This is a genomic window from Empedobacter sp. GD03865, assembly GCF_029840775.1.
Classification (GTDB): Bacteria; Bacteroidota; Bacteroidia; order Flavobacteriales; family Weeksellaceae; genus Empedobacter; species Empedobacter falsenii_B.
In genome coordinates this window covers 1-13,396 of the sequence record NZ_JAOCDF010000048.1, presented here as the reverse complement: position 1 = coordinate 13,396, position 13,396 = coordinate 1, and the positions used below count along the sequence as shown (strand labels likewise).

Below are 13,396 nucleotides of genomic sequence, written 5' to 3'. Positions count from 1 at the left end.
TATTCTATCATTTCTTTTTAGTTTGATTACGATTTTTTCTTTTGGACAAGAAAAGATTACCGTCACTGGAAAAGTAACGGATGTACTTAATTTTCCTTTAACTGATTCTGAAGTTATTTTAGGCAATAAAGCCGATTCTACACAAATTTCTACTACATCTACAAATGATGATGGTACGTTCAAAATTGAAATTAATCTACAAGATAAACCTGTTTATTTAATTATTGATGATCCTTTAGAAGGCGTTTTCAAACAAAGTTTCGAATCGATCAAAAACAATATTGATCTTGGAACAATTATCATTAATCCGATGATTTATGATTTAGATGAGGTTGTGGTAACAAATGTGGAACCTATTGTTGTAAAACAAGATACAATCGAGTATAATGCTGATTCTTACAAAGTAAAACCGAATGCAAATTTGGAAGCTTTGTTGAGAGAATTACCAGGTTTTGAGATGGATGACAGCGGAAATATTACGGTAAATGGAAAAGATGTTAATGAGATTTTGATTGATGGTGAACCATTTTTTGGAACGGATGGAAAAGTTGCGTTAGAAAATTTACCTGCAGATATTATCAAAAAAATTCAGGTTTCGGATTATAAAACGAAAAATGAAAAATTCTCTGGGGAACGTTCTAAATCGGATAAATCTTCGCTAAATATTACCTTGAAAGAAGATAAAAAGAAAGGTTATATGCTGAAAGCAACAGCGGGTTATGGAACGGATAATCATTACGAAGGCAATTTGATGGCGAACTATTTTAAAGATAAAAAGAAAATTAGTTTGATTGGTTCTTCGACAGATATTGCAGCTTCTGGAATGACAAGCGGTGAAGGTTCGCGTGGTCGTGGTGGAATGGGAAGAAGAGGTTCTGATGGTGTAATAACAAATACTTCAATTGGATTGAATTATAACGATCAATTAACTGATAATTTGAAAATTGGAGCTGATTATCGTTTGAATCATTCCTTTACGAAAAACGATCAATATCAACATGTAGAAAACTTTTCTCCAAAAAATATTTATACTTCTGATGCGAATTCTAAAACTAAAAGTGAAACGTATGGTCATAATTTTGGAACAAATTTAGAATGGACGAAAAACAATACAAAAATTTATTTTTATCCATCGTTTAGTAATTCTTCGTCTACAAATTCATCAATTTCGGATAGTAAAACATATTCAGATTTGGGTGATTTGAGAAATCAAATGAATCAAACTTCAAATGGAAAATCAAGCTCGAATACATTTAATACATTATTATCACTTAATCAAAAATTCAAAAATAAATCTTATTTAGACTTTAATTCAAGTATTTCGATTGGTAAAACAGATCGAAATTCGTTCATCAATTCGACAACTTTATATACAAATGATTCTATTGCGGATATTTATAGAAACATCAATGAGAAAAATATTTCGAAAAATAATCAATACAATTTTGATGTAAAATATACGTATCCAATTACAGATTCTTTGAAAATCGCCGTTGGTTCTGCTTATAATTTAACTGATTCTGAAACCAATAATAGAACGTGGAATTATAATGATGTAACGGGAGAATATGACAATTTGAACAATGATTTGACGCGTTTTTATTCAACCAAATTGAATGAATTTAATCCGTATGCTCAATTATTATTGAACAAAAATAAAATTTCGGCAACAGTTCGTTTTGGTGCAAACATCTACAATCAACAAAATTTTGGAACGTTTAAAGCAGATGATTACAGCTCAACTCAAAACAAAACTTTACCAGATATTTCGGGAAATATTCGTTATCAAAACGGAAACAACTCACTTTCCTTAATGTATAATTATCAGACAAGTTTGGCTTCGACATCACAAGTTTTACCAATTTTAGACGAAACTGATCCGTTAGATGTTTTCAAAGGTAATCCAGATCTTGATCCCAATAAAGCACATCGAATCAATTTGATGTTTAGCAATTTTGATCGTAAAACTCGTCAAGGATTTAATGCTAACTTAGGTTATACGTACAACGAATCAAATATTGTTAATTACACCGAAATGGATTATTCGATTTATAAACGAACAACAACATACGAAAATGTAAAAGGAAATTATCGTCTAAATGGTAACTTTTTCTTTAATAAACAATATCAAAAAGGTATCAATAAATTTAGGGTAAATGTAGGAATGTCGGCGAGTTATGCTTTAACGCAAGGCTTTAGAGATGCGGTAAAATACGAGCAATATAATACAACTTTATCACCTACATTGAGATTAAATTGGGATTATGGTGATTATTTGACAATTTCACCTTCTTATCGTTTGAACTTTACAAATTCTAAATATGTCAATTACTCAATTGATAATCAAAATAATATTACGCACAATTTCGGAATTAAAACTATTTCTACTTTTCCTAAAAATTTGACTTGGACAAATGATTTCAGTTACAATTATAACTCGAGAATGGCAGCAGGTTTCAAGCGTGATTTCTTTTTGTGGAATACAAGTTTGATGTATCGTTTCTTCGATGATAAATTGGAAGCTGGTGTTAAAGTTTACGATTTATTGAATCAAAATAACAGTTATACGCGTACAATTACAGCAGAATCAACAATCGATCAACGCAATAATATTCTGACTCGTTTTGTGATGTTCTCGTTAACATTCAACTTAAATCAGTTTGGTGGAAAATCTACAAAAGGTGAAGATGGAGACCGACCAAGAGAAAGCGGTGGAATGCGAAGAATGTAAATGCAGTAGTAAAATAACAAAAAAACGGCTCAAAATTGAGCCGTTTTTTTGTTAATCATCTTTATCAACTCCTGTTTTTTTGTTGATATTTTCTTGTATTTTTTGATAATATTCATTCTCAGTTTTATCAAATTCTGATATCGAAATTACTCTTCCTTTCGTTGGTTTTGGTTTGTCATGTTGAATTTATTTCAACATCACATATTGTTTATGATGAGAATGAAACGAATTCAGATTGATATTACGAATAATTTATTCTAAAATATATTTCAATTTATAGCCAAACATTCCACGATCTTTGATCATGTCTGCAACACCTTCTGGACATTCATTTTCCCAATCTTGCTCAGCATTTGCAATTTTTTCTAAAATTCGACGCGAATAAGAATCTAAATAACTTCTGTTGTAATTCAAAATATCTTGAATTCTTCCGTTATACAAGAAATATTTGTACAATTCGTGCACGCTATCACTTACTTGTAGATTTTTCGACGTCAACAAAATATCTTTTTCTTTGTCTAAATATGGATACAAATAAACTTTTACATTTTTCTTGAATAATTTTCCGAAAGCTTCCATAATTCCGCCAGGTAAATCGGCATAATATTGCTCATTGAAAATTTCGACCAAATTATTAACACCCATCGCTAAACCAACTTTGGTTTGATTTCGAGTAAATTTCGAGAAATAATCAACTAATTTATAATATTCAGAAAAGTTAGAAATGATAACATTGTAACCTAAACTACCAATAATATCAGCGCGATCTAAAAAATCTCGTTCATTCAATTCGCCTTCAAAACCAGAAGCAATCAAGTTAGAAAGCGTAATCTCAAATAAAATTTCGGTATTATCTGTTCTAACATCATCTTCTTGTTTGAAAATTTCTAAACCACCTTTGAACATGTCCATATTTACATTCATAAAAGGACGGAAAGAACCACGAACAGCGAAGATATTTTTCTTGTATAATAAATCGGCAGGTAAAATATTTTTTCCTTGTGGATTGAAAACCGCAACATCAGTCATTCCATTTTTAACCAATTGAAGAGACATTAAACGATTATCAACATATTTGAATTGTGGTCCACGAAAGTTAATCATGTCAATTTCTAACTGATCTTTATCCAACGTATCGTATAAAGATTTGATTAATTTTCGAGGATTATCGTAGTAATAATAAGCACCATAAATCAAATTAACACCCAAAACACCTAAAGTTTCTTGTTGCAATTGAGCGGTATTTTCTTTGAATTTTACATGAAAAATAATTTCGTTTGCTTTTTCTTCTTCTGCATTCAATTTGAAACGTAAACCAATCCAACCTTGACCTTCATTTTTCTTCGAATAATCAATTGTTGTCACTGTATTTGCGTACGTAAAAAATGCTTTTTCTTTGTAGTGATCGTGGACTAGACGCTCTTTCATCAATTCCATCTCATGATCCAACATTTTTTTAAGGCGAGCTTGTGTCACATAACGACGATTTTCTTCTACACCATATATAGAATCGGACATTTCTTTGTCATAAGCACTCATCGCTTTTGCAACAGTACCCGAAGCAGCACCTGCGCGATAAAAAAAACGAACGGTTTCTTGACCTGCTCCAATTTCTGCAAAAGAACCGTATATTTTCGGATTCAAATTGATCTCTAAAGCTTTTTGTTTAGGAGTAAGAACTTGTTCTAATGCCATATTTTAATTTCAAATAGTTTGTGGTAAATTTACCAAATCATTATGGCTAAATCAAATATAAGAATACATTTTTTAGGAACTGGGACTTCACAAGGAATTCCGATTATTGGTAGCGATCATCCGGTATGTTTGTCAACAAATCAAAAAGATAAACGTTTGCGTTCTTCTTTGTTGTTAGAAAAGGATGGAAAGATTATTACGATAGATAGTGGACCAGATTTTAGACAACAAATGTTGCGTTATAATGCGCAAAGGTTAGATGGAATATTATATACACATGAGCATAATGACCATGTTTTAGGATTGGATGATATTCGCCCGCTTGTTTTTAAATCTGGAGAGGATATGAATGTCTATGGTTTGAAACGCGTGTTGGATGAATTACATAATCGTTTTCCATATATGTTTGCTGAACATAAATATCCTGGAGTACCAACGGTAATAGAGAATGTTATAGAAGATGAAAAATTTTCGGTTGCTGGATTTACGATTGAACCAATTAAAGTTCTACACGGACCCTTGCCTATTTTGGGATATTTAATTGATGATAAAATTGCTTATTTGACGGATGTAAAAACGATTCCAACAGAATCTCTTGAAAAATTACGAGGAGTAGAAGTTTTAATCATTAGTGCGCTGCGAGTAGAACAAGAACATTTTTCGCATATATTATTAGATGAAGCAATACGATACTCGGATTTAATAGGCGCAAAGCAGACATATTTTACACATATTTCGCATCATTTGGGATTTCATGATGAAGTAGAGGAAAAATTACCAAAAGGTAAACATTTGGCTTACGATACGTTAGAAATAATTCTGTAAAAAGTTTAAAAAATAGTTGGAAAAATAAATAAACTAACATTATATTTGCAGTCCATAAAGGCTCGGATGGCGGAATTGGTAGACGCGCACGACTCAAACTCGTGTTCCTTTGGAGTGTGGGTTCGATTCCCACTCCGAGTACTAAGCAAAAGCTCGAAACATTAGTTTCGAGCTTTTTTTATTTACATTCTCCTTCTTGTATAATTTTTACTTCAAATTTTCGGGCTCTATCATCTATAAAAGTAGCTTCATTTTCATAAAACTCAGGAAGTTTGTAATGTGTATTATCCAGCCAACCACCATTTGGCCAATCAATTTTATGTAAATAATTATTTTTCGCAGTTATAGTTAATCGATATGTCTTGGTTGATTTGTTCGTTATAACCTTGACATTCGCACAATATTTTCCATCTTCAATGTGATCATTTATGTTGTGAAAATCTGAAGATGACGAACAACTATAAATGATAGTAAAGCAAAAAAGTAAAACTATATTTTTCATAATCTTTCTATTTAATCTTCGCTTAACAATCTAATGATATTCTGTTAAGCTTTGAGTTTTATTTACTGTATACATTTGCAGTAACAAAATCCTCATGTGTTAATTTATATCATTTCTCAAAATTACTTCTCTTTTCGGGAAGTTTTTTTGTTTTTACATAAAAAGTACAAGACTAACCGCCATTACAAACATACCGATTACAATTCCGTAAGTTGATAATTTTTTTCCAGCGTATTCGTTTGCCGTCGGAATTAATTCATTGATCGAAATATAAACCATCATCCCTGCGACGCTCGCGAAAATTGCCCCGAAAATTGATTCATCAAAAAATTGTAACAATACAAAATAGCCAATTAATGCGCCAATAGGTTCTGTTAATCCTGATAAAAAAGAGTATAGAAATGCTTTTTTTCTATTTTTTGTAGCGTAATAAATAGGGATTGCAACAGCAATTCCTTCTGGAATATTATGAATGGCGATGGCAGATGCAATAGAAATTCCGTAAGTTGGATTTTCTAATGCTGACAAAAAAGTTGCTAATCCTTCAGGGAAATTATGAATTGATAAAGCTAAAGCAGAAAACAAACCTAAACGCAATAATTTCTGATCGTTTGTCTCTGTTTTATTTTCATCGCAATGATGATGAGGCAATATTTTATCGATTAAAATGATGATTAAAATTCCTGCAAAAAATCCCAATAATGTATAAGTGTAACATAATTTTTCTCCAAAAACACTTAATAATGATAATTTAGCTTTTGTTAAAATTTCTACAAAAGAGACATAAAGCATTACACCAGCAGAAATTCCCAACATTACGCCTAAGAATTTTGGATTGAATTTTTTGTACAATAAACATAAAAGACTTCCTATTCCAGTGCTGATTCCGGCAAGAAAGGTTAAACTAAAAGCAAATATTAGCGGATTTGAAAACATTAATTTTAATAAATAAGTTAGATTAATCTAACAAATATAATCTTTTCATTGTTTTGAACCAAGATAAATTAAGAAACCAACAAATTTCAATGTAATTTATCAGTTGTTGTAAATTATGAAAAGGATAAACTTATTTTTGTTGTATTAGTTTTTATTCAGATGGAACTTTTAGACGAAAATATTCAAAGCGATGTGTATCGCTCAATGCTCGAAATGATTGCCAAATTGGGACTTTCGAGTTATTCTACCACAATAATGACAACAATTGTTCTATCAATTTTGTTAGTTATTATATTGTATGCGATCGATTTTTTATTGCGAAAAGTGCTATTACTTGTTTTAACAAACTTTATTGCAAAAAGTAAAACAAAGATTGACGATTTATTAATCAAGAACAGGGTTTTACAATTCGCAACACATATTGTTCCTGTAATTGTCGCCAAAGAATCGATCCCACTTATCTTCAAAGGATTTCCTAATTGGATCAAAATTGCGATGCAAATTACAGATATTGCATTGGTAATTGCTGTTGGATTGTTGTTTAATGCAATTTTTAAAACGTTCAGGGATTTTCTTCGAGGTAATAAATCTTTTTCGGATAAACCAATTGATAGTTATCTGCAAGTGATGAATATTTTAGTTTTCTTTGTTTGCGGAATTCTAATTTTTTCGATTGCGACAGGAAAATCGCCTATTACATTTTTGGTTTCTTTGGGAGCGGCTTCGGCGGTTTTGATGTTGGTTTTTAAAGATTCGATATTAGGTTTTGTGGCAAGTATTCAGGTTTCGATGAATGATATGGTGCGCGTTGGAGATTGGATTGAAATGACAAAATATGGCGCAGACGGAAATGTTACCGAGATTAATTTAGGAACGGTAAAAGTTCAGAATTTTGATAAAACAATTACAACAATTCCGACGTATGCCTTGGTTTCAGATTCGTTTCGTAATTATCGCGGTATGCAAAATGCTGGTGGACGCCGCATTAAACGTTCGATAAATATTAAAATGAATTCGATTCGATTTTTGACAGAAGAAGAAATTGAAGAATTGAAAAAAATCCGCATGTTACACGATTTTATTGTGGATAGAACGAACGAAATCAATCAATATAATGTATCGAATAAAGTTGATCCAACGATTTTAGCGAACGGAAGACGAATGACGAATATTGGTCTTTTTCGACAATATATCAAGACATATACCTATAATAGCCCAAAAATCAGAACAGATTTGATGTTCGAGGTTCGACAACTTCAACCAACTGAACATGGTTTGCCAATTGAGTTATTTATGTTTACAAATACAACGGTTTGGAACGAATATGAAGTGATTATGGCTGATATTTTCGATCATATTATTGCGGTTGTTCCATATTTCCATTTAGAAATTTTCGAGTCGCCTTCTTCGGATGATATGCGTGTTATTGCAGAAGCTATAAAAGCTAATAATTAACAAAGAAGCTGAACATTAATGTTCAGCTTCTTTGTTTTCGTTTGGTTTTTCCATCAAATTAACCATCAAATTTTTTAGTTTTTGATACATAAAAGAAGTTAATAAGATTAAAATTCCTAAAACAATAAAAGATATTATTCTGAAAATATTGCTCATTTCCCAAACATCTACGAAATATAATTTTAGAATAATCAATCCAAATAATATAATTCCAACAATAGGAAAACCTTTCAGTTGCTTTCTTAATCCGAAATAAATCAATACAAATCCTAAAACTGCCCAAATAATTGGCAATAATATCATTCGGAAAATATCGGCTTGATGCGAAAAATTAGATGAACTTTCGTCGAGTGTTATTAACATAAAACCATTGTATTTCTCGAAACTAATCACATAAACCAAGACAAACATGCTGATGATTTGTTTTGCTTTGGAGCTTTGGAAATCGCTACTTTTTACAACAAAATAAATAATGTAAGCTGTCGGAATGAGATAACTCAAATAAAGAAAATAACTACCGATGTTGTAATTTGTTTTGCTTGGTAACAACGGAATTTCGGCAAACATTGGTAAAAATAGAATGCAAAAAGCCGCAGAAATTTGTAAAACAAGTTGCAAAGCATTTCCTAAATTTAGTTTTTCGCGCAGTGCTAAAACAAAAGCAATAAAGAATAATGTATAAATCAATACATAACTTACAATCATCATAAAGTTGAAATAAGGTTCGATTTGGTAAATTAATTCGAACAAAATTCCTGTGTACATCAATAAAAGAGATGTTGAGATGAAAATAAATTTGGAATGATTGAGCTTAAAACCTAAAAATTGTTCTTCTGTTTCAAAATCTTTCATCAAATAAATATTTGCAATCGAACAAACTAAAGCAATAAAACTTGTGATGAAAACGTGATTGAAAATTACGACTAAATGTTTTTCAGTATCAATATAATCAAACCAATTGACGCATAAAGCAATCAATAAAAAAGGAAACATGGCAATGAAAAAGACTTTGAAAATGTTTTCTTTACTTTTTTTCCAAAGAAACAGTAATAAGGTTGATTCAATCGCGAAACAAATCGAAACGACATTTGCTTTAAATTGTAAGGCAATTGTAGTTGTGATAAGCGCAATGCTCAAACCGATTAAGGTATTTTGTAATAAATTATTTTTAGATGTTTTGTAGATGTAAAATGCTCCGAAAGCGTTTATCAATCCAAATAAGAAAGCTATCAAACCATTATTATTTCCAACAATAAAATAATAAACCGAAGAAATTAAAACGGTTGATAAAATGGTATTGAAAATTAATAATAGACAATTCCAAACCGAAAATTCTCCTTTTTTGAAATAATTCAGCAAACTTGTTACTGTAAAAATAATGTAAAGCAAGCCAAAGAAAAGATATTGCGTTGAGGTTTTGGAATCGTCAATCCACGCAATACTATATATAAAGGTAAAAGCAAATGTGATAAATGAAATGATTTGCCAGTTTTTTCGCCAAGCCATGTACAGCATACTTAGATTCAGAATTGTTAAATAACCAAACAGAAATACAAAATTGCTTTCTCCTGTACTAATCATTAACGGAGCGGTAAAACCACCAATAATCGAGAAAATGGCTAAAACTTGTCGATTATATAACATTGCCATCACGATAGAAAAAATCGTCACAATTGTTAATAATCCAAAAGTGGTATTCTGAGAAAGTAAATGATATTCTCGGAAGGCGATGGTTAAGGTGAAATATAAAACGGTTAATCCGCCACCAATTAAAATGGAAGAAAAGATTTCAAAATTTTTCCGAATAAAATGAGCAATTCCAATAATTCCTAAACCAACTCCAATTCCAATCATTACTCGTAAAGTTTCGTTGATCCAATTTTGATCAATTGCATATTTTACGAAATAAGCAATTCCCAGAACTAAGGTTACAATTCCGAAAATCGTCAAGAAATTGTCTTTGATAAATGCAATTGCATTGTTGAGATTTTTATCAAAACTGCTTTCAGTTGTTGTCTTGGTGGAATTTCGTCAAAAATACGTTTTGGCGTTTCGATTTTATGATAGGAAACAACTTCTGGTTGAGGTTCAATTTTTTTCTCTTCAACTATTTTAGGTTGCTCAATAATTGGTTTTGATTCAGTTTTAATTTCTTTTGCATCCAATTGCTCTTGTAAATGCTTTAGCTTAGTTTCTTGATAATCAATTTGTTTTTTTAGTTTCGAAACTTTATTAAACAAAATAACAATCAATACGAATATAATAATGGCAATTAAAAATTCCATAAAGTGTTTTTTAGGTAAATTGAAGTTAAGCTTTTTTTCAGAAAGCCTAAAATTTTGTTTTGCATATACCAAAATCATTCTGTTTTCGTTATTCTACAAAATCTTTATTTTTGCTAAATGTTTAAAAAGCTAAGTACATTATTGTTTATCGCGCTATCGACTTCGATTTTTGCGCAAGATGGAACGCGTGTTTATGAGTTTTTGAACATTACAACTTCTCCACGTCAAGCGGCTTTGGGAGGAAATGCAGCAACTTCTTGGGATGCTGATCCAAATTCTTCTTTGTGGAATCCTGCTTTGATGAACCGAGAAATGCACGGTCAATTTGGAATCAATTACGTCAATTATATTGCGGATGTAGATTTCGGAACATTTTCGACGGTTTATGAAATCGATCAAGAAAATTTTGTTTCTGTTCATGGTCAATATGTTGATTATGGAAAATTAATTGGAACTGACGAAAATGGAAATGTGACAGGGAATTTCAAAGCAAATGATGCCGCAATTACAGTTGGTTATGCACGTGTTTTGGGTGATTATTGGACAGTTGGAGCAAATTTAAAATATATTAATTCTACAATAGAATCATATAAATCTTCTGCAATTGCTGGAGATATAGGTCTTTCGTACCACGATTTCGATAAAAATATCAATGTTTCGTTGGTTGTGCGCAATATCGGTCAACAAATTCAAACGTATAATGGCAAAAAAGAAGACATGCCAACGCAAGTTAATTTGGGAATTTCTCATCGATTAGAACATGTTCCGTTAGAATTTACGTTTTCTTTGCACGATTTACAGAAGTTTGATATTTCCCAACCTTATAATAAAAACGGACAAGAAGTTTCTGCTGGAAGAAAAATGATTGATCACCTTTCGGTTGGAGCAGAATTATTTCCAGAATCAGATTTTAATATGCGTTTAGGTTATAATTTCAAACGTGGAAATGAATTAGCAGCCGAAGGAATTCGCTCTTTATCTGGTTTAACGTATGGTTTTGGAATCCGTATAAATGCTTTTCGATTCGAGTTTAGTCATGCGAATTACCACAAATCTGGAGGTTCTAATCACTTTGGTTTGATTCTCAATTTAGACCGAATTATTCAAGGTCGAGATTATTGGAGAAGTAATCCTTGGTTATAAAAACTTTTCAAACAACTATAAAATCTTATCTTTGTCTTCAATTCTATATAGATGAAAGAAAATTTAATTATTGCAATCGACGGATATTCTTCTACAGGAAAAAGTTCGATGTCAAAAATTATTGCAAGAAATCTTGGTTATACACATATTGACAGTGGCGCAATGTATCGCGCTGTGACTTTGTATGCGTTTCAACATCAGTATATTGTCGATAATAAAATTGATTTCCAAACATTAATAACCAATTTATCTGACATTAAGATAGAATTTAAACAAGATCCAACGACTCAAAAGAATCTTACCTTTTTGAATGGTGAAAATGTAGAAGCAGATATTCGTACGATGGAAGTTTCTAAAATGGTTAGTCCAATTTCTGAGATTCCTGCTGTTCGCGATTATTGTGTAGCGCTTCAACAGCAAATGGGAGAAAAAGGAGGTATTGTGATGGATGGTCGCGATATTGGGACAACAGTTTTTCCAAATGCAGATATCAAAATTTTTGTTACAGCTTCACCAGAAGTTCGTGCGCAACGTCGCTTTTTAGAATATCAACAACAAGGGAAAAATATTTTTCTGGATGAGGTGTTGAAAAATGTGAACGAAAGAGATTATATAGATTCTCATCGCGCATATTCTCCACTTCGTAAAGCAGATGACGCAATAGAAGTTGATAATTCGAACATGAATTTAGAAGAAACGGTGAATAAAGTGATGGAGATTATCAATTCTAAAAAATAGAATCCTCTGTTGCGGTTGTAAATTCTTCCAAAAATTTCATTCCTCGGTAGGAGTTTCCTTTTAAGTTTAGTTTAGGACTCCAAACCGAAACAATGTAATATTTAGGCATAATTGCAACAATTCCTCCGCCAACACCACTTTTGCCAGGTAATCCAACTCGAAAAGCAAATTCGCCAGATTCATCATAGAAACCGCAAGTTTGCATAATAGCGTTGATTCTTTTTGTTTGACTAATGTTGAAAACTTGATAATCATCAAACAAGTTTTTTCCTTTATTGGCCAAAAAAGAAAAAGTTTTACTCAATTCCATACACGACATTTCAATCGAGCAGATATAAACATACAAATCTAGAACTTCGTCAGGAGAATTATGAATGTTGCCCAATGATTTGATAAAATTTGTCAAAGCTGCATTACGATAAGCGGTAGAAAATTCACTTTTTGCAATTTTATCAGAATATTGAATAGAATAATTACCAGAAACCTTTTTAATAAAATCCAAAAAATATGCTTTCGGATCATCACAAATATCAATTAAGATGTCGCAAACCACTAAAGCACCTGAATTAATAAATGGATTTCTAGGAATTCCTTTGTCAGTTTCTAATTGTAACAATGAATTAAAAGGCGTTCCCGAAGGTTCTACATCAACTCTTTCCCAAATTTTCTCGCCAATTTCTCTATAAACTAAAGCCAAAAGCAACACTTTTGAAATACTTTGAATCGAGAATTTTTCTTCACAATCACCAAATCCAAATTGAAGTTGATCCGTAAACAATAAAGAAACTCCAAATTTCTCGCCATCTATTTTAGATAATTCTGGTATATAGTTCGCCGTTTCACCCAAATTCTCTTCTTCAATTACTTTTAGGTAAATCTTATTTATTATCTCAAAATATTCTTTTTCTTTCGAAATCATAGCGCATATTATATATAGTATGAATGTAAATCTATTTTACACGTTAAACAAAATTAAAAATTTATTTATTTTTTTGAATAAACCATTCTCGCTTTGCGACAATTTCTCCCGAATAGTTAACTCAAAAGTATCCATTTTACTTTTCTTTTTGGTAAGAAAAGCAAAAC

The 13,396-nt window shown here is 31.2% G+C and carries 11 protein-coding genes and 1 tRNA gene; 6 read left to right on the top strand and 6 right to left on the bottom strand.

The genetic code is table 11. From position 1 onward, the window contains the following. Positions 1 to 2,731: outer membrane beta-barrel protein (locus N5D46_RS13990; protein ID WP_280050358.1), on the top strand; the 2,731-nt coding region annotated here is incomplete at its 5' end. A gap of 252 nt (positions 2,732 to 2,983) precedes the next feature. Here N5D46_RS13990 and N5D46_RS13985 read toward each other — a convergent pair. After that, positions 2,984 to 4,426, bottom strand: coding sequence for a TonB-dependent receptor (locus N5D46_RS13985; protein ID WP_280050357.1), 1,443 nt, complete (start codon positions 4,424 to 4,426; stop codon positions 2,984 to 2,986). 42 nt (positions 4,427 to 4,468) lie between these two features. On the opposite strand from N5D46_RS13985, the gene N5D46_RS13980 reads away from it, so the two are divergent. Continuing rightward, positions 4,469 to 5,251, top strand: coding sequence for an MBL fold metallo-hydrolase (locus N5D46_RS13980; RefSeq protein WP_280050356.1), 783 nt, complete (start codon positions 4,469 to 4,471; stop codon positions 5,249 to 5,251). A 60-nt stretch (positions 5,252 to 5,311) separates the two neighbouring features. After that, a tRNA-Leu gene (locus tag N5D46_RS13975) sits at positions 5,312 to 5,392 on the top strand. A gap of 37 nt (positions 5,393 to 5,429) precedes the next feature. On the opposite strand, the gene N5D46_RS13970 is transcribed toward N5D46_RS13975, so the two are convergent. Together N5D46_RS13970 and zupT are read right to left on the bottom strand one after the other, a co-directional pair. After that, positions 5,430 to 5,753: a hypothetical protein gene (locus N5D46_RS13970; RefSeq protein ID WP_115002202.1), complete on the bottom strand. Its 324-nt coding sequence runs from the start codon at positions 5,751 to 5,753 to the stop codon at positions 5,430 to 5,432. Positions 5,754 to 5,906: 153 nt separating this feature from the next. Continuing rightward, positions 5,907 to 6,689 carry a zinc transporter ZupT gene (gene zupT / locus N5D46_RS13965; RefSeq protein ID WP_280050354.1) on the bottom strand — a complete coding sequence of 261 codons (783 nt, stop codon included), beginning with the start codon at positions 6,687 to 6,689 and terminating at the stop codon, positions 5,907 to 5,909. Positions 6,690 to 6,848: 159 nt separating this feature from the next. On the opposite strand from zupT, the gene N5D46_RS13960 reads away from it, so the two are divergent. Then, positions 6,849 to 8,144, top strand: coding sequence for a mechanosensitive ion channel domain-containing protein (locus N5D46_RS13960; protein ID WP_280050353.1), 1,296 nt, complete (start codon positions 6,849 to 6,851; stop codon positions 8,142 to 8,144). 15 nt (positions 8,145 to 8,159) lie between these two features. Here the strand turns inward: N5D46_RS13960 and N5D46_RS13955 are convergent, their stop codons facing one another. Both N5D46_RS13955 and N5D46_RS13950 read right to left on the bottom strand, forming a co-directional pair. Then, the gene (locus N5D46_RS13955) at positions 8,160 to 10,094 is read right to left on the bottom strand and encodes a DUF2339 domain-containing protein (protein ID WP_280050352.1); all 1,935 of its coding nucleotides are present in this window, start codon (positions 10,092 to 10,094) and stop codon (positions 8,160 to 8,162) included. Continuing rightward, positions 10,091 to 10,429, bottom strand: coding sequence for a hypothetical protein (locus tag N5D46_RS13950; protein ID WP_280050351.1), 339 nt, complete (start codon positions 10,427 to 10,429; stop codon positions 10,091 to 10,093). The genes N5D46_RS13955 and N5D46_RS13950 overlap by 4 nt, the downstream gene beginning before the upstream one ends. Before the next feature lie 117 nt (positions 10,430 to 10,546). On the opposite strand from N5D46_RS13950, the gene porQ reads away from it, so the two are divergent. Both porQ and cmk read left to right on the top strand, forming a co-directional pair. After that, positions 10,547 to 11,572 (top strand): type IX secretion system protein PorQ, encoded by a 1,026-nt coding sequence (gene porQ / locus N5D46_RS13945; RefSeq protein WP_280050350.1) that lies wholly within the window; start codon positions 10,547 to 10,549, stop codon positions 11,570 to 11,572. Positions 11,573 to 11,623: 51 nt separating this feature from the next. Then, the gene (cmk, locus tag N5D46_RS13940) at positions 11,624 to 12,310 is read left to right on the top strand and encodes a (d)CMP kinase (protein WP_280050349.1); all 687 of its coding nucleotides are present in this window, start codon (positions 11,624 to 11,626) and stop codon (positions 12,308 to 12,310) included. Here cmk and N5D46_RS13935 read toward each other — a convergent pair. Beyond that, a complete protein-coding gene (locus tag N5D46_RS13935) occupies positions 12,300 to 13,229 on the bottom strand; it encodes a glutaminase (protein WP_280050348.1) in 930 nt (309 codons plus the stop codon). The two genes, cmk and N5D46_RS13935, sit on opposite strands and share 11 nt — an antisense overlap. Between the last annotated feature and the right edge of the window lie 167 nt (positions 13,230 to 13,396).